The following is a 15,304-nucleotide window of genomic DNA, read 5'->3' as shown; positions in this document are numbered from 1 at the left end:
CAGGTTTGTATGTTTTTAAAGTTAGCTGTATATTTGTTTTCTAAAATTTAATTTATGATATCTCCAAAAGAAAGAATTATGGACGTAACCATGGTCCTATTCGCCGGCCAAGGTTATAATTCAACGGGCATTAACCAGATAATTTCCGAAGCAAATGTAGCCAAGGCCAGTTTTTACCAGCATTTTAAATCTAAAGAGGACTTATGCGTTGCGTTCCTAAATGAAAGGCATGTCTATTGGTTCAATGGGCTTAATAATTTTATAAGCGGTAAAAAAGACATCAAATCAAAGATTCTTTCATCATTCGACTATTTAATTTATATGAACGCTAAGGAAAACTTCAGAGGCTGCAGCTTCTTGAATATTTTATCTGAAATTCCAGCCGATAATTTAAAGATACTCAATGTAATTCAGGATCATAAAAAAGACCTGCGGCATTTTTTTTCAGATTTCATATCTCAAGAGGGTTTGTCAGACCATATTTATATGCTCTTTGAAAGCTCTATAATAGAAAGCCAGATGTTCAAGTCTAACGAGCTGATAGAAAAATCAAAAGTGATTGTCGATCGTTTAATCAATTAGGCAGATAAAAAGCGTATCGGCAATGCATTTTGTTTTCTGAACCTTACTATTGTTAATAGGGCAAAGTTTCAGCAGGCAATTGAAAATGCAATTGTAAGCAGCGTCAAAATTCAGTTTCACTCATTAAATTATATTAAATGGAGGAAATCAATAAAAATTATAAGCATGCCAAAACAAGCAGGTTTGTCAGGAAGACGATTATTTTAATACTTTTAATTATCCAGATTGCTTTTTTGTCTGCTATTTTCAGGGAAAATTTCCAGTCATTGTGGGTTTTGATTTCCATCATAGTCATGTGTCCTTTAATCATTTTAACTTATTTGAAGGGACAGATTCATCATCATGATCATCAGTACGAGCATATACTGGTTGTATCCTGGATTCCTATAGGGGCAGTGTCTTCCTTTTATGTTAATCATTATCTGGGATTGGGTCCTGTAATTGCGGCGGCGGCAATTGGAACTCTTGGGTCTTTTGTGCCTGAAATCAGTAGGCGCTCCAATTATCTAAAGCAGGCGCCCGCAGTAATGTACTGCGGTGCATTCATTGGAATGTCCAGCACGCGCGTGGCGCCGGATATCTTTTTTATTCTGGCGGCAAGCTTTTTTACAGCTGTACTGATCCTGGTTTCCAAAAGCCTTTTTTCGGGAGTCGGCGGCAGATTAGGCACCCTGGCATTCACAGGGGTGGCAATAACTTCATTTATTTATTATCTTATTTTATAGTATGTCTGATGTTTTAGTATTAATCATAATCGGTTTCACCGGCGCAGTTATGACCTTTTATGTAAGTGAAGGCAGGAAGCAGGGACCCGTTCGCTCCTCTGCGGTTTTATCGCTTGCCGTTGCACTCATTTTTCATTTTAATGCCCTAAATATTAAAGTGTATTTAGCCCAGAATATCCCTTTGGTATTTATCGGATCATCATTTATCGGCATGGTTTCAAGCCGATTGGTGTCGAATTACTGGACCATAGGAGCAGGAGGGGTAGTTTTCTGCATCATCTTTCTCAATGCAAGCAGGTTCTTCACTGGTTATGGCGGCGCTCTGGGTACAGCTGCAGGCATATCGCTTCTCACCATTTTGAGCATTCCAATCGTTACTAAAAAGAATAGATTAACTAATGGACTTGCATTATTTAGAAAAACGGTCTTTAGAATAAAGAGGGAATAAAAATATTTACCAATCTTTGAACAGGAATAAGTGTTTAAAAAAAAAATGGCGACAATTGTCTTCAATTGGCGCCGTTTGGCTGAGTGAGTCCAATTCTAAATTGGGCTTTCCATTTTTTTTATTTAAGTTAAATTTTATTTGTACTTAATATTGATACTGATAATATCCGAAGTCATATTAGTAGTTCGGATAGTGGCCATAACGAATCTCTAAGGTATTCCAGTGTTTGAGCCCAAAAATTCCATTAAGAGGCGTGAATTTCATTCCCATTCCAAAAAAACTGCTGTCAAACTTCGACAGATCATAGTTGCTGGTATAATATTGATCAGCGGCAGTATGCTCTGCGTACGGTTTGAAATATTTGGTTCCTGTCTGTGAATAATATCTATAGAAGGGACTCACTGAAAAGGCCTGTGTTAGCTTCACCGGGATTTCAAGATCTGCGGTATGCGCTTTCAGGCTCCAGTCATCGCTGTAATATCTGTAATAGGCACGAATAATTATATTGTCCCCAAAAAAATAACTGGCCCTTATTCCCAGCGGGATTTTGAGTCTGGTATCGGGCATCTTTTCCTGATGAACAGACCCGTCTGCAAAATATACCCTGTGAAAAGGCAGACTTAAATAACCGTTCTGGCTTATAACATCCCCAACGAGCAGTACCTGCAGGTTTTTATTGATGATCTGGGAATAGCTCAGCGTTCCGGCGAAAGTGTTTCTATTGGCACTTGCGTACCCTTCGCTTCCAGATGCACGGAGTTCAATGGGCTCAATGAGTTTCAGCTGGTCAATGAAGGTCTGAAATTTGGCCGTAAATTCTCCGTTTTTGTCTTTTGTTTTCTGTGAGAAGGCGATATTCCCTCCAAAAGACTGATAGTCAAATTCGGTTGATGAAGAAACCCCGAAAGCGTAGGCTCTTCCTTTTTCTTCATTTTCCCTTAAATACGTCAATGAAGGATAAAATCGGTTATCAGAGGACGAAGCAGATGAATTGGCGCTTAAATCAATCATATCCGATGAAGCAGAAGTGTAGTGGTCAATTCCCGCTTCAATATCAAAGGTGTGCTTGATTCCCGTCTGGCCGTATTTTACCAGTTTTACATCAATGGTATTGGCAATATCGGTAAGGTGCTCCGAACCAATTCCTCCTGTAACGGCAGAATTGTTTCCGTCCTGCTTATAGTAGCTGGAAACCAGATTAACTTCTTCCAATTTTAATTTTTTGCTTTTATAGCTGGTAGAATCTGAAGGCACGTTCTGCGCCTTTGTCTGGAATAATGCCAAAAGGGCAAATCCTGTTATGAATATTCTTTTCATTTTTTGACCGTATCAAAATTAGTTGCAGCCGCAGCCTCCGCCGCTTTTTCCTGAATTTGCACCGGAAGCTCCCTCGCGGTAGGATTGGAAACTGAGTTCGGTTTTTTCGATTTTCCTGTTGGAAAGCACCATTTCAGAATCGTTGAGTTTTCCTTTCTGGTATTCCTTCACAGAACTGCATGAGGAAAGCAGCAGTAAGGCAAGAGCAGTACTGCATAAGGGAGCGGGAATTTTTTGCTTTGGTTTTTTCATTTCAAGCGGATGTTTTTGGATGTGTAGATTTTATTGCTGTCATCAATTATTATGCAGTGCAGATCCGGTATCTGGTCTATTAGAAACAAACCGGCTTTGATTCCCATTACAGCAATCGGGGTGGCCATTGCGTCGGCAAATTCTGCATTTGACGCGATAATGGTCACACTTTTTATCCCCGTTATCGGAAGGCCTGTTTTTGGGTCAATGGTATGCGAATATTTTTTACCGTTAATAGTTACGAATTTTTCATAATTTCCGGAGGTCGCCACCGCTTTATTGGATATTTCCATATATGAAAATGCTTTATTTGGGGCATCAGGATCAGCCACCCCAATAGTCCATTTTTGGCCATTGGGCTGCAGTCCCCATGCCGAAAGGTCTCCGCTGGCATTGATAATGCCGCTCTTGACATTGTTTTTGATCAGAACCTGTTTTGCCATTTCGGCGGCATAGCCTTTTCCGATTCCTCCAAAACCGATCCTCATTCCTTTTTCTTTTAAAAATACCGTTGTATTTTCCCTGTCAAGGATAATATTTCTATAATCAATAAGGTGCACCATTTTGAGTGCCGTCTGGGCATCCGGCAAGCTGGTCATGGTTTTGTCAAAATTCCAGAGACTTTTGTCAATGCTGCCGTAGGAGATATCAAATGCTCCTTGCGTAATACTCGAAATGCCGATGGCTCTTTCAATGAGGCTGAAAACTTCCAGGTCTACTTTGACAGGTCCTATTCCTGCATTATCATTGATCTGATTGGTCTGGCTGTCCTCTTTATAAGTGGTCAGAAGTTTTTCAATTCTTCTGATCTCCTGGGCGGCAAGCTCAATATTCCCATTTGCTGTTTTCTCATTTCCGGCAACAACGGTAATAGTAAAGCTGTTTCCCATGAGTTTCAGGCATTGCGAGTATTTTTTGTTCTCCAGGATGTTATTTTCGGCTCTCACAGATCGCTTTTATTTCGGCTGTCCACTGCTCGGGTGAAGTTTCTGGTTTTCCATGCCAGGTTTTAATTACTTTTCCCTCAGCATCCAAAAGCAGAGTTAGAGGGAAACTTCCTTCCCTGTTGTAAATTTCTGCCAGATCTTCATTGCGTTTGACCTGGTCCGGTGTGCCGATATTTTTCTTTTTTCTTGGAAAATCCGCATTGACAAGCACCAGGTTTTCATTTGCCATATCAGTGAAGATCTTGCTTTCAAGATAATCTCTGCGCAAAACGATGCAGGGGCCGCACCAGTCCGATCCTGAGAAATTCAGCAGAATCAGTCCGTGTTTTTCCTTTGCCGTTTTTTTTGCATTATTAAAGTCAGGCTCCCAGTTGATGGGAAGCACCGTCAGTAAGAGGAACATTGCAATTAGTTTCATTTTATAGTCTTTTTGGGTATATATACGAAATAACGCATTGCTGCGGATCTTATTTTTTTTAGCTGCTTAAGATTTGATTAATTTTTAATCTTCAGCAGTCATTTTTTTTAAGCAGTCTGAACCCCAAAAATATACCCGACAAGTGCAGAGGCCGCCATGGCAAAAGTACCCCATATGCAGATTCGCAGCATAGCTTTGATTGTATGGGACCCGCCTGCTTTAGCGGCCAATAAGCCGGATAATGCCAAAAATAGTATTGAAAAACCGTACTGATACAATACCATTTCTTTTATGGGAGCGAAAACAGCCACCAGCAGCGGCAGAAGGCCTCCGATAATAAAGGATAAAGCTGATGCAAAAGCGGCCATAAGGGGATTGGCCTGAGTAATTTCATTGATTCCCAGTTCATCCCGGGCATGTGTCTGAAGTGCATTATGAGCCGTTAATTCGATCGCCACCTGTTTGGCCAGTTCTTTGTTCAGCCCCCGCTGCATATAAATATGCGCAAGTTCTTCAAGCTCTGATTCGGGACTGTTTTTAAGTTCCTCTCTCTCACGGGTAAGATCAGCCGTTTCAACATCGGCCTGAGAGCTGACCGATACGTATTCGCCTGCAGCCATAGACAATGCCCCTGCCGTTAAACCTGCTGTTGCAGCCAGCAGAATAGGTTCTCTGCTCACACTTGCGGCAGCCACGCCGATGGCCAGGCTGGTGGTGGATAAAATTCCGTCATTGGCGCCCAGTACTGCCGCTCTGAGCCAGCCGCTTCTGGTGATGTAATGATTTTCAGTTTTCATGATTTTTTTTTGCATTACTTTAACCCAGTCCCGATTTTCGGAGCTTTTTGGACCGCCTCCAAAATTGGTTTTCAGCAGTTCCCTAATCTGAAACTGCGTCTTATTCTGGGTGCTGTTTTTCCAGTCATTAAAATCGTAAATATGAATCTGTTCTGCATTTGGGTTTACAGTAAAAGAAATCCGCAATATGGAGTCCCTGTATCTTTTTATTTCATTTAAAATACTGCGGCTGGGAACCACAACAAGTATGTTTTCCCAATTCAGTTAATCTTTAGCACCATCATCTCTTAGCTCGAGTCCCAGAGATTCAAAAAAGGCTTTAATTTTTTGATTGTTTAACCGGTGAATTTTTTGATCTATGCTTTTAAGAGCATTCGAGAGGCTCTCTTTATCAATATCATTCATATGCCTGTTTTTTGTACACATAAAATTACTTGAAAATCCCTTTTATTATTAAAAGAGCACCATTAGAATGATTCTAAATTTCAGGATCTGTTGTTTTTATGCATTAAATTAAAGTAAGTTAGCAGTTAAGATGCAGTCTTTTTTTAACTGATTTTATTTTTAATGCCGTAAGAATATGAAGAAACAGGGATATTGCGGGGTCTGGTCAGATCAGATTAATTTTTAAATTTATTTCAGAAGGTCAATACATGTATACCATAAATACGCAGCTGGATTATTTTAAATACAGTTTTAATTTTAAAAGACTGCTGGTGCATATCAAATGGTTTAAACTTGAAAAAGCAGCTGATTTGAGATTGCAGGGAGTTTGTTTTAACCGATCAGAGCTGGAGAATTTCAAGAGATTTGCTGACCGGAACAAACTTAATTTTCCCGGTTCGTGTTTTGTCGGGCAGGCTGGTGAAGAAGTGCTTAATCTGCCTGCGGCCGATCCCGTATCTGAAAGAGCTCTGCCGTATTATCTTATTTTATCGAAAAATCCAAAGCCGCGTCTGAAGAATTTGATTCCCCAGGTGCAGGAGATTGTGCTTACCGGTGATAATTATGAATCGACAATTGACTATAATCTTGATTTTGATGTTATCGGGAAAATAGAAATTTATAAGAATATAAAATAAGATATTGCAATGTCTGCTTGACCCGTTTTTTTTTACAGCTGTATAATGATGCTGCCGGATTTTAAACAGCCGTTATCTTATCGGACAGGCATTGCTGAGGTTTTTTGTAAATTAAAAGCAAGATTGCAAAGGTATTTTTTTGTTTTTTTGCCGCTTAGGCAGTCTTGCTATTTTTTGCCATAATAATCTAATAATTATCTTATGTATGCTTATTGGTTGGTTATCAGTCTGTAAGTTGAATGCATTGATGTATTAATTCTGGAAAATGTACCAATATTTGATTTCGAATTACAGATCGGCTCTGGCCGGCGAGCAGGGAATACTCAATAAGGCAAGAATGAAACTATTGACTCTGATATTGATTTTATTCATTCTTCAGCGTATTATTTCACTTTTTCTGCTCATTGGCCAGGCTGAGAATTTTTATATCTGGCGCAGCGCCTTGCTGCTTTTTTTCTTAACAGCATCACTTATTCTTCTGCTCTGCGGGGTTTCATGGAGACTTCTTGGCCATGCATACATATGGATTGTCAGTATTTTGATATGGTCGGCCATTGTAACATTAAGGCAGGGGGTGAATTTAGTCACCCTGCAGTATATTTTGATTATCATCTCGGTTGCCTATTATATTTTAGGCACCCGCTGGGGGCTTATTTATTCCCTTGCCAATATAGTGCCTGTAACGGCAATGGTTTTTCTGGCTGATTATACAGGCATTGATCTAATGAAGGCTGATCTGAATTTAAACATGAAAGCTTTTAAATTCTTATTTGTCTACAATTTCTTCAGCCTGCTGTTTGTCCATTATTTCTTTTTTAATGCTTTTAAAAAAACAAACCAGAGGGAGCACCAGCTCAGCCTTAGCCTGAAGCAGTCGCTGAAAGACGCCCAGGATCTTGCATCGGCCAAAACCAACTTTCTTTCCACTATGTCCCATGAGCTGCGGACCCCTTTAAATGCCGTTGCAGGTATGGCTGAAATATTGTCAATGTCGGATTTGAAACCCGCAGAGAAAGAAAACCTAGAAGTGCTGCGTTTCTCTGTCCAAAACCTTATGTTTATCATTAATGATATTTTGGATTTTAATAAAATAGATGCCGATAAGGCAGTGCTTAAAAATAATCCGTTTCGGCTGGATCTCCTGCTGGGAAATATTTATCGATCATTTGCCGCTGAAACTCAGGCAAAAAAGCTTGAATTTAATTTTAAATACGATCCGGGTCTTGAGAATATTAATTTATTGGGTGACAAAGACAGGCTTTCACAGATTTTGTTCAATATAGTGGGCAATGCCATTAAATTCGCCACTCAGGGCAGTGTTGAAATGGAGGCAGTAATTTCTCAAAGGGATCAGCAGAAGCTGGCCGTTTTGTTTATCGTTAAGGATACCGGCATAGGAATTTCGCCTGAAGAGCAGCATCAGATTCTTTACCCCTATGTGCAGAAAAGCAGCAAATCAAAAAGACAGTTCTACGGCACAGGTCTAGGACTCACTATTGCCAGCAGGCTGATCAGCCTTAAAGGGGGCGTTTTGAAAATTTCAAGCAGTGAAGGGCGTGGAGCGGAATTGAGCTTTGAGCTGGTTTTTAAAATCATCAAGAGTGGGGACGGCAGTGCTTTTAAAAGCCTTCCCAGTGAAAAAGATATAAGTTCTCTAAGGGTTTTAGCGGCAGAGGACAATGAAGTAAATATTATTGTAATTAAAAAGCTTCTAAACAAGTGGAATATTCAGCCGGTTATAGCCCGTAACGGGAAAGAAGCATTGGATGCTGTAATTTCCAATGATTATGATGTTGTGCTGATGGATATAAACATGCCCTTGATGGATGGTTTTGAAGCGGCGAAAAGCATAAGAAATCTTTCTGATAAAGCAAAGGCATCCATTCCAATTATAGCCTTAACGGCATCAGTTGATTTTAGCAGCGGCCAGCAGCCTGGATGCGATTATATGGATGATTGTATCTTAAAACCGTTTTCTGCAGCTTTGCTGAAAGAAAAACTCGACAAATTAAAGACTATGGATTAAATGTGCATTGGTAAATCGTTAGTGTATTTTTCGACAAGATTTTTGGAGTTTTGGGGCTTGGTGGGGAAGGCTCATAAAAATGAAATTATGGGCAGGCTGTACCGTTATTTCTAACTTCCTTTTCAGGGTTTTATATTTTGGGTGAATGTTTAAAAAATTAAATCAATAAGGCTTGAAAAAATCTCTCGAATTGGTTTATGATAAAAAAGCACCTGTCTTGGACAGGTGCTTTATCAAAGTGGTTTTTATGGTCTATTAAGCTTTCACTACATTTACTGCATTTGGCCCTTTTTGTCCCTCTTTTACCTCGTACCTTACCTGGTCGTTTTCACGGATATTTTCCGATAGGCCTGAAACATGGACAAAAATTTCGTTCCCTCCGTCATTTGGTGTTATAAATCCGAAACCTTTTTCTTCATTGAAGAATTTTACTGTACCTTGCTGCATCTTAATTGTTTAATTTCTTCAAAAATAGTGTATTGGAATTAACTAAAGGGAAAATAAGGAGCAAATTGTGTTTTTATTAACTTTTAGAAAGAACTTTACAGGCTTAACTGCTGGACTGCATGCTTTTATGTTTTTATTTGCCGCACTTCAAAAGGTTATCAACACTTGACCTATTGTAGCTGTCTGGAAAAAAGGCGGCGTATTTAACAGATAATCCTTATTGAATTAGAGTGCCTGCTTTTGGAAAAAGCTGCCGGCATAAAGAAGGTTTTTAGGTTCGTCCGGTCTGGGAAATGATGTTTTTGGGAACCCTGAAGGGAAATGATGTTTTTCAGGAAATTTTTACGGTCTTTTGCAGCTTTAATTTGTATAAGCCAAAAAATAAAAAAGATGCGCGCCAAAGAAATAGAAAAACTTAAAAATGACGGGATAGATGCACTGCACCGTTTGATTTCCAGTTATGTCGAGATCAGTGATGATGAGTGGAAGTACTGCCTGAGCAGGTTCAGCAGCGCCTATTATCCTAAAAAGGCCGTGCTTTTGGATCACAATGAGCTGTGCAATAAAATTTTCTTTACTGCCGGGGGATTGCTGCGGATTTATTTCTCTGATGAGAGTGGGGAAGAGAAGACCTTCCATTTCTGCATGGAGCATACCTTTGCTGCTGATTATGAGAGTTTTTTAAAAAATATGCCTTCCAATTTTTCCATACAGGCACTTGAGGACAGCGTAGTGATAGTGATAACCCTTGAAATGCTGCAGAGTCTATACCGAACCTTGAGGCATGGGGAGAAACTGGGAAGGCTCATTACCGAAGATTATTTTTTCATGCTTAACGAAAAGATAAAGGCTTTTTACATGCATTCCCCCATGGAGAGCTATAAAAAAATGAATCTCCAGTTTCCAGGGCTTATACAGCGTGTGCCGCAGTATTATATCGCTTCCTATCTCAATATCAGTCCCGTGCATCTGAGCCGATTGAAGTATGCCCTGGAGAAAAAATAGTCCAAACCGTTAACATTTGTTATTGCACAAGAGCTTGCGGATTATTTATTTGCATTGCTTCCATATTCAGCATCCTGGATCCGGCAGGTGAATCTAACGCAGTAAAATCCAAAATTATGCACAGCAGAATAAATGAGAATATAAAAACGATAAGAGAACTAAAAAATTACACCCAGGAGTATATGGCCTTAAGGCTTGATATGACCCAGGCGGTCTACAGCAGGATTGAAAAAGGCTCAAGCAGGGTGAGTTTTGAAAAGCTGGAAGAAATTGCCGCAGTCTTTGAAATGGATGTGAGAAATATCATAAGCTTTGATATCAGCGATTACCTGAAATCTGGTTTTAAGAGCAGTGAAGCCGCAGGGCAGGGCAGTGCTTTAAGCAGGCTCTACAATGACAAGATTTCCCTTCTGGAGAAACTCCTGGAGAAAACCGACAGGGAACTCAACCGTTATAAAAATAAATTCGGCTGCCTTTAATACGGTTTTGCTTTGGCTGGCAGCAGCAGGCAAGAAGTTCCCTCTTGGGCTTGGGCTGAAGGGCTAAAAAAAACGATGACAGAAAGCGCTACCTGCAGCAATAGTGCTGTTTTTTCTTCAGGGTCCGGAAAATTGCCTATATTTAGTTATTAATAATCTTTTGTATAATAGTATATTTTAAAGTTTTAAGTCGATATAGATTTAGATATGACTTTTTAATTTTAAGATTCCTTAAGCTGCCCTATCGATTAAATAGAGCGCATTGTGCCGTAAAGCTATGAAAAATATCTATTTTGCCGATGATGATCCCGATGACAGGGAAATTTTTGCCGAGCTTTTTTATGAGATGTTCCCTTTGGCGCGACTCAGGCTTTTTGAAAGCGGCAAAGCGCTCATGGAAGCCCTCTCTGTGCCGTCCGACCCGCTTCCCGACCTTATCCTGCTAGATCTGCAGATGCCTTTAAAAGACGGTTTTGAATGCCTTAAAGAAATACGCAGCGGCAGAGATGATATGAAAAACATTAAGGTCATCATTTTTTCCGCCTCGGGAAATCCCCGCACTATGGAGCATGTCTTTAGTATGGGGGCAGATTTTTATGCCCTCAAGCCTGTTTCATACGGGGATTTAAAATTCCTGATACGCAGGGTAATGGAAATCGGACGGGAGGATCCCCGCGCGGGCAGTGATTTCCTTTTGAACTGACGTGTTCCCATTTGACCTGCGGGGATGATTTAAAGCACCCTGCCCTTATCTTTTTATGGAGCCCCGCTGTATTTTGATGCGGGGCTTTTTTTTGCCGCTGTTTTTTTATCTGTTTTATTCTGTCTGGAAAAAGCTGCATCATAGAGCCAGGCAGATCTGTACTGTGGAAATTGTAGAACAATCTTAAATCTGCGTGTAACGTCCGGATCATTAAAAATGGATAGATTCGTTTTTTAAAACAGATCCCAGGCCATGGAAATAACCTTAGAGCTTTTAAGACACATAGTGGATAATGCCCCGTTGCCCATCGGGGTGTATACTGGCAGTGATTTAAAGATAGAACTGGCCAATGCGGCCATGATCAAAACCTGGGGCAAAGGAGATAAGGTGCTGGGCAGAAGCTGTATTGAGGTGCTTCCCGAGCTTGAGAAACAGCGTATTTTTGAACAGGCCCTTGAGGTCTATAAAACTGGCAGTGCATTTCATGCCAAAGACAAAAAGGTTGATATTGTAATTGACGGGCATCAGAAGAATTTTTATTTCAACTACTGCTTTATGCCCCTTTTTGATGCGCAGGGAATTGTTTATGGGGTAATGAATACGGGAATAGATATCACGGACCTTCATCTGGCAAAGGAAAAAGTGCAGAGTTCCGAAGAGCAGCTTCGCATGGCCGTTGAGGCATCGGGGATGGGCACCTACGAAATAGACCTTCTCAGCCAGTCCATAGTGACTTCGGGCAATTTCAGTTCCATCTGGGACGCAAAGGATGCCGTTACAAATGAAAAAATCCTCTCAAGGCTTCATCCCGATGATATAGCAGTGCGTGAGAAAGCCTACCTTGATGCCCAGAAGAGCGGTGTGATTTTCTATCAGGCTAGGATCATAAATCAGGACAAATCGCTGCGCTGGACCAATATCACCGGTAAAATAATCAGGGATGAGAACGGGCATCCGGTTAAAATTACGGGCATTATCGAGGATATAGACCGCCGGAAAGCCCTGGAGCAGCAGCTCCGAAAAGAGGCCCTCGAAACTACCCAGGAGCTGCAGCGTTCCAATGACGATCTGCAGCATTTTGCCAATCTGGTGAGCCATGACCTCAGGGAGCCGGTGCGCAAGGTCAACTTTATCAGCCGGATGCGCAATGAAATGCAGTCAGAGTTCAGCGAGAGGCTGGAATGGTATTTGGGAAAGATCGAACATTCCGCGCACAGGATGCAGAATGTGATTGAAGGAATACTGTCGTACTCCGCAGCAGATAAGAAAAAACAGCCCGTGGAGCGCATCGACCTGAACAGGGTAATTGAAGGGATCAAGACCGACCTTGAACTGGTCATACAGGAGAAAAATGCAGTTTTTATCAGCTCCGAGCTCCCTGAGATTCAAGGGGCGAGGATCCTGATCCAGCAGCTTTTCTACAACCTGTTGCACAATGCCCTTAAGTTTTCCAGAACAGAAGCGCCCCCCAAGGTCATTATCATCAGCAGTCTGGTTCAGGGCAGTGATGGGGATCTTTTGCAGGTCTGCATTCAGGACAACGGAATCGGAATTGACAAGGCGTACAGCGAGCGGATCTTCACGGCCTTTGAGCGCCTTCATTCCAAGGACCAGTACGAAGGCAGCGGGCTTGGGCTGTCGCTGTGCAGAAAAATAGTGGAGCGCCACGGGGGAACCATAACCGCATCAGGGGAAAAGGACAAGGGGGCTGTCTTTACGGTCCGGCTGCCCTTAAAGCAGCAGAGCAGCACACTTTAGGACGTGCCGGCTGTTTTTTAACATTCAGACATGACGGGGCTGTCTTTTAAATAATTATATTTGATTTACAATCACAGCAGTTTATTGCCATAAGTTTTTTTACAATGCACAAACAAGTACGATTCAGGGTGAGAAAAGATTTGGAGCCCCGCCAGCAGCTCAGGGTAATTAAATTAAAAGGAAGCCTTATCTCAAAAGGCTATACCGAGATTATCCACATCATGGACCAGGACGAGCAGTATCATCTCAATACTTTTGAGACCCTGCCCGATAAAAGAAATGAAGTGCAGCAGTATATAGCGGACTTTATCAGCAGTGAGAACCTGTCTGAGACCATAACAATAGATTAACCGGCTTAATTTGATCAGGATTTTTTATCTATGCCTGCCTGCTGTGCCCAGGCGGGCTTTTTTTGGCATCTAAGGTGCTAAAACCCGTTTTCCTTCCAGCAGAACGGCAGAGCATCCGATCTCTGGGAAGCTTTTTTTTGTTTTTTTGAGGCATCTGATGCCATCTGTGGTAAAAATGGAAAAATTACAGCCTGTTTATTATTCGCGGCGTCTGCTTACAGGCTTGATTTGCTGCTGCTTTTAATATTATGGGGTTATTGAAATCTTTGTGTGGATTTATGCTGTACATTTGGTAAGTTTAAAACCCCTTTACGATGATAAGTTCTGAGAATAACCCACCGGCTCCTGAAGAGTTAAATGACAAGGAGCCCTTGAGAATTATACTGGCCGAAGATGATGCCGAGGACCAGGAATTATTTGTCGATGCCCTGGAGCAAACCGATGTGCCCTCTGAGGTAACAATTGTTGAGAACGGGCAGGAGCTTCTGGATAATCTCAGGGATGAAACCCAGCCTGATCCGGATATGATTTTTATTGATTTTAACATGCCCGTTAAAGGAGGCGTTCAGGCGCTGGAAGAAATAAAGGCCGATGAAGGGCTTCGGGACATCCCGGCCGTTATGCTCTCCACATGGGACCATCCTTCGGCTGTTGAAGATGCCTTTGAGAAAGGGGCGGACCTTTATGTGCAGAAACCCAGTTCTTTTTCGGGCTTTGTGCTCATTCTAAAGAAAGTATTCCTTCTGCACTGGGCCAAGGGATTATTGGGGCCGGTCAGAAAATTATTTTTTGTTTCTGAGAAGAATATATCCCGCGGGGACTCATAAGGAGTATTAGTTTATTTTTGTTTGTTTTTGTGATGGTAAGAATTAATTGGATATAATAGTATTTTTAGGTTAGATATCTTTTTGGAGCTTTTTCCCGCTGTTTGCTGCAATCTTTTGCGCCGAACCCCGGCGCAAAAGGATTTTCACTGCCATCGGGGCTAAGGGAGTTGTGTATTGGAACCTCTTTGCTGGATTAGAAATCAGGAGTGGTTTAGTTTAGTATGATTGCAAAAAGGAAAATAATGCAGAAACAAGCCAATACTCACTTATTTAGCAGGCATATGAAAAAAATGGCGCCGATTGAAGACAATTGGCGCCATTTTGGCGTTGCGGCCTAGATTGGGCAAATTTCTATTAATTTATTGAAGATTTAAAAAAGATGCAAAAATGTATTGCAGATATTGCCGTTCCTGCAAGAGCCTGTATTGTGATGGGCATTACCGTGAAATATTTCGAAATAACAGCCTTATGGTTTAGCTGCAAAAAAGGCATGTACTCCAAAATCTATTTGCCATGATTCTGCTGCAAATTTTAAAAATAATTACAATTGATTTAATAAAAACTTGAAGTCTTTAATTTTTTTTGCCACAAATTAATTTGAAGTCCAGTGTATCCGCTGCTGCTTTTTTCCCCTCATTCATCTTTCAGTTCTTTTACGATTTGTTTTACAAATTTATCTTTGTCTTTTTTTGCTTCTTTAATTATCTCCTTTATTTCTAGCGGCATTGTGAAATATTTGTCAGACCAAATGTAAATTTCCATGATTATAGGCAGTAAATCTATTCCTTTTTTACTCAGTTTATATAAGTTTTTTGCCTTGCTCTCCGGGTGTGCCGATTTCTCAATAATGCCATTTTCCTCCAATGCCTTTAACCTTGATGCTAAAATGTTGGTGGCAATGCCTTCTTCTGATTTTAAAAAGTCATTGTAGGTGCCTTTCTTATAAAATAATAAATCTCTTATAATCAGTAAAGACCATTTGTCGCCAAAGACATCCAATGAGCAGCTTAGTGGGCATTCAGACCTTTTTTTGTTTGCTTCCATGATAAAAAATAAAAATATTTCAAAAATCAACTTGCATTTTGAAAGTTGTTTGTATATTTGCACTTGCAATTTGCAAGCAAAATTACAACATAAATTT

General features: G+C 40.8%; 19 protein-coding genes. 11 read left to right on the top strand and 8 right to left on the bottom strand.

Going from position 1 to position 15,304, the window contains the following annotated elements; genetic code table 11:
* Positions 1-78 precede the first annotated feature (78 nt).
* The 3 genes from ACFFLS_RS12480 (at position 79) to ACFFLS_RS12470 (ending at position 1,755) form a co-directional block, all read left to right on the top strand.
* The gene (locus ACFFLS_RS12480) at positions 79-582 is read left to right on the top strand and encodes a TetR/AcrR family transcriptional regulator (protein WP_379686487.1); all 504 of its coding nucleotides are present in this window, start codon (positions 79-81) and stop codon (positions 580-582) included.
* Positions 583-719: 137 nt separating this feature from the next.
* Positions 720-1,307, top strand: a complete 588-nt coding sequence (locus tag ACFFLS_RS12475; RefSeq protein ID WP_379686488.1) for a hypothetical protein — start codon at positions 720-722, stop codon at positions 1,305-1,307.
* A 1-nt stretch (position 1,308) separates the two neighbouring features.
* Positions 1,309-1,755, top strand: coding sequence for a hypothetical protein (locus ACFFLS_RS12470; protein WP_379686490.1), 447 nt, complete (start codon positions 1,309-1,311; stop codon positions 1,753-1,755).
* A 177-nt stretch (positions 1,756-1,932) separates the two neighbouring features.
* Here the strand turns inward: ACFFLS_RS12470 and ACFFLS_RS12465 are convergent, their stop codons facing one another.
* The 6 genes from ACFFLS_RS12465 to ACFFLS_RS12440 all read right to left on the bottom strand — a co-directional run bounded on the left by ACFFLS_RS12465 (position 1,933) and on the right by ACFFLS_RS12440 (position 5,891).
* Positions 1,933-3,072 (bottom strand): DUF3570 domain-containing protein, encoded by a 1,140-nt coding sequence (locus tag ACFFLS_RS12465; protein WP_379686491.1) that lies wholly within the window; start codon positions 3,070-3,072, stop codon positions 1,933-1,935.
* Positions 3,073-3,090: 18 nt separating this feature from the next.
* Positions 3,091-3,324, bottom strand: coding sequence for a DUF4266 domain-containing protein (locus ACFFLS_RS12460; protein ID WP_379686493.1), 234 nt, complete (start codon positions 3,322-3,324; stop codon positions 3,091-3,093).
* Positions 3,321-4,271 (bottom strand): FAD:protein FMN transferase, encoded by a 951-nt coding sequence (locus ACFFLS_RS12455; RefSeq protein WP_379686494.1) that lies wholly within the window; start codon positions 4,269-4,271, stop codon positions 3,321-3,323. Before ACFFLS_RS12455 ends, ACFFLS_RS12460 begins: the two co-directional genes overlap by 4 nt.
* Positions 4,255-4,689, bottom strand: coding sequence for a thioredoxin family protein (locus ACFFLS_RS12450; RefSeq protein WP_379686495.1), 435 nt, complete (start codon positions 4,687-4,689; stop codon positions 4,255-4,257). Before ACFFLS_RS12450 ends, ACFFLS_RS12455 begins: the two co-directional genes overlap by 17 nt.
* 107 nt (positions 4,690-4,796) lie before the next feature.
* Positions 4,797-5,501, bottom strand: coding sequence for a VIT1/CCC1 transporter family protein (locus ACFFLS_RS12445; RefSeq protein ID WP_512699774.1), 705 nt, complete (start codon positions 5,499-5,501; stop codon positions 4,797-4,799).
* 249 nt (positions 5,502-5,750) lie between these two features.
* A complete protein-coding gene (locus tag ACFFLS_RS12440; protein ID WP_379686497.1) occupies positions 5,751-5,891 on the bottom strand; it encodes a hypothetical protein in 141 nt (46 codons plus the stop codon).
* 248 nt (positions 5,892-6,139) lie between these two features.
* Between ACFFLS_RS12440 and ACFFLS_RS12435 the strand changes: the two genes are divergently transcribed.
* Positions 6,140-6,568, top strand: coding sequence for a hypothetical protein (locus tag ACFFLS_RS12435; protein WP_379686498.1), 429 nt, complete (start codon positions 6,140-6,142; stop codon positions 6,566-6,568).
* Between the two features lie 337 nt (positions 6,569-6,905).
* Complete coding sequence (locus ACFFLS_RS12430; protein ID WP_379689415.1) at positions 6,906-8,594, top strand: ATP-binding protein; 1,689 nt, start codon at positions 6,906-6,908, stop codon at positions 8,592-8,594.
* 255 nt (positions 8,595-8,849) lie between these two features.
* Here the strand turns inward: ACFFLS_RS12430 and ACFFLS_RS12425 are convergent, their stop codons facing one another.
* Positions 8,850-9,041 carry a cold-shock protein gene (locus ACFFLS_RS12425; RefSeq protein WP_379686501.1) on the bottom strand — a complete coding sequence of 64 codons (192 nt, stop codon included), beginning with the start codon at positions 9,039-9,041 and terminating at the stop codon, positions 8,850-8,852.
* 390 nt (positions 9,042-9,431) lie between these two features.
* On the opposite strand from ACFFLS_RS12425, the gene ACFFLS_RS12420 reads away from it, so the two are divergent.
* The 6 genes from ACFFLS_RS12420 to ACFFLS_RS12395 all read left to right on the top strand — a co-directional run bounded on the left by ACFFLS_RS12420 (position 9,432) and on the right by ACFFLS_RS12395 (position 14,163).
* Entirely contained in the window at positions 9,432-10,046 is a 615-nt protein-coding gene (locus tag ACFFLS_RS12420) for a Crp/Fnr family transcriptional regulator (RefSeq protein ID WP_379686502.1), read from the top strand.
* Positions 10,047-10,162: 116 nt separating this feature from the next.
* A complete protein-coding gene (locus ACFFLS_RS12415; protein WP_379686503.1) occupies positions 10,163-10,525 on the top strand; it encodes a helix-turn-helix transcriptional regulator in 363 nt (120 codons plus the stop codon).
* 277 nt (positions 10,526-10,802) lie between these two features.
* On the top strand, positions 10,803-11,228 hold the full coding sequence (locus ACFFLS_RS12410) for a response regulator (protein ID WP_379686504.1): 426 nt from the start codon (positions 10,803-10,805) through the stop codon (positions 11,226-11,228).
* Between the two features lie 252 nt (positions 11,229-11,480).
* Complete coding sequence (locus ACFFLS_RS12405) at positions 11,481-12,986, top strand: PAS domain-containing sensor histidine kinase (protein WP_379686505.1); 1,506 nt, start codon at positions 11,481-11,483, stop codon at positions 12,984-12,986.
* 104 nt (positions 12,987-13,090) lie between these two features.
* Positions 13,091-13,336: a hypothetical protein gene (locus ACFFLS_RS12400; protein ID WP_379686507.1), complete on the top strand. Its 246-nt coding sequence runs from the start codon at positions 13,091-13,093 to the stop codon at positions 13,334-13,336.
* A gap of 314 nt (positions 13,337-13,650) precedes the next feature.
* Complete coding sequence (locus tag ACFFLS_RS12395) at positions 13,651-14,163, top strand: response regulator (RefSeq protein ID WP_379686508.1); 513 nt, start codon at positions 13,651-13,653, stop codon at positions 14,161-14,163.
* Positions 14,164-14,796: 633 nt separating this feature from the next.
* Here ACFFLS_RS12395 and ACFFLS_RS12390 read toward each other — a convergent pair.
* Entirely contained in the window at positions 14,797-15,207 is a 411-nt protein-coding gene (locus ACFFLS_RS12390) for a winged helix-turn-helix transcriptional regulator (RefSeq protein WP_379686512.1), read from the bottom strand.
* Between the last annotated feature and the right edge of the window lie 97 nt (positions 15,208-15,304).

Origin of the sequence: Flavobacterium procerum (genome assembly GCF_042431625.1) — a bacterium.
Classification (GTDB): Bacteria; Bacteroidota; Bacteroidia; order Flavobacteriales; family Flavobacteriaceae; genus Flavobacterium; species Flavobacterium procerum.
Note: the sequence above shows the minus strand (reverse complement) of the source record. Positions and strands in the feature narration are given on the sequence as shown.

Coding starts and splice junctions, on each gene's coding strand:
- ACFFLS_RS12435 (WP_379686498.1), top strand. CDS start 6,140: ATGTATACCATAAATACGCAGCTGGATTATTTTAAATACAGTTTTAAT.
- ACFFLS_RS12390 (WP_379686512.1), bottom strand. CDS start 15,207: ATGGAAGCAAACAAAAAAAGGTCTGAATGCCCACTAAGCTGCTCATTG.
- ACFFLS_RS12465 (WP_379686491.1), bottom strand. CDS start 3,072: ATGAAAAGAATATTCATAACAGGATTTGCCCTTTTGGCATTATTCCAG.
- ACFFLS_RS12420 (WP_379686502.1), top strand. CDS start 9,432: ATGCGCGCCAAAGAAATAGAAAAACTTAAAAATGACGGGATAGATGCA.
- ACFFLS_RS12450 (WP_379686495.1), bottom strand. CDS start 4,689: ATGAAACTAATTGCAATGTTCCTCTTACTGACGGTGCTTCCCATCAAC.
- ACFFLS_RS12470 (WP_379686490.1), top strand. CDS start 1,309: ATGTCTGATGTTTTAGTATTAATCATAATCGGTTTCACCGGCGCAGTT.
- ACFFLS_RS12475 (WP_379686488.1), top strand. CDS start 720: ATGGAGGAAATCAATAAAAATTATAAGCATGCCAAAACAAGCAGGTTT.
- ACFFLS_RS12425 (WP_379686501.1), bottom strand. CDS start 9,041: ATGCAGCAAGGTACAGTAAAATTCTTCAATGAAGAAAAAGGTTTCGGA.
- ACFFLS_RS12405 (WP_379686505.1), top strand. CDS start 11,481: ATGGAAATAACCTTAGAGCTTTTAAGACACATAGTGGATAATGCCCCG.
- ACFFLS_RS12400 (WP_379686507.1), top strand. CDS start 13,091: ATGCACAAACAAGTACGATTCAGGGTGAGAAAAGATTTGGAGCCCCGC.
- ACFFLS_RS12440 (WP_379686497.1), bottom strand. CDS start 5,891: ATGAATGATATTGATAAAGAGAGCCTCTCGAATGCTCTTAAAAGCATA.
- ACFFLS_RS12460 (WP_379686493.1), bottom strand. CDS start 3,324: ATGAAAAAACCAAAGCAAAAAATTCCCGCTCCCTTATGCAGTACTGCT.
- ACFFLS_RS12445 (WP_512699774.1), bottom strand. CDS start 5,501: ATGCAAAAAAAAATCATGAAAACTGAAAATCATTACATCACCAGAAGC.
- ACFFLS_RS12395 (WP_379686508.1), top strand. CDS start 13,651: ATGATAAGTTCTGAGAATAACCCACCGGCTCCTGAAGAGTTAAATGAC.
- ACFFLS_RS12480 (WP_379686487.1), top strand. CDS start 79: ATGGACGTAACCATGGTCCTATTCGCCGGCCAAGGTTATAATTCAACG.
- ACFFLS_RS12410 (WP_379686504.1), top strand. CDS start 10,803: ATGAAAAATATCTATTTTGCCGATGATGATCCCGATGACAGGGAAATT.
- ACFFLS_RS12415 (WP_379686503.1), top strand. CDS start 10,163: ATGCACAGCAGAATAAATGAGAATATAAAAACGATAAGAGAACTAAAA.
- ACFFLS_RS12430 (WP_379689415.1), top strand. CDS start 6,906: ATGAAACTATTGACTCTGATATTGATTTTATTCATTCTTCAGCGTATT.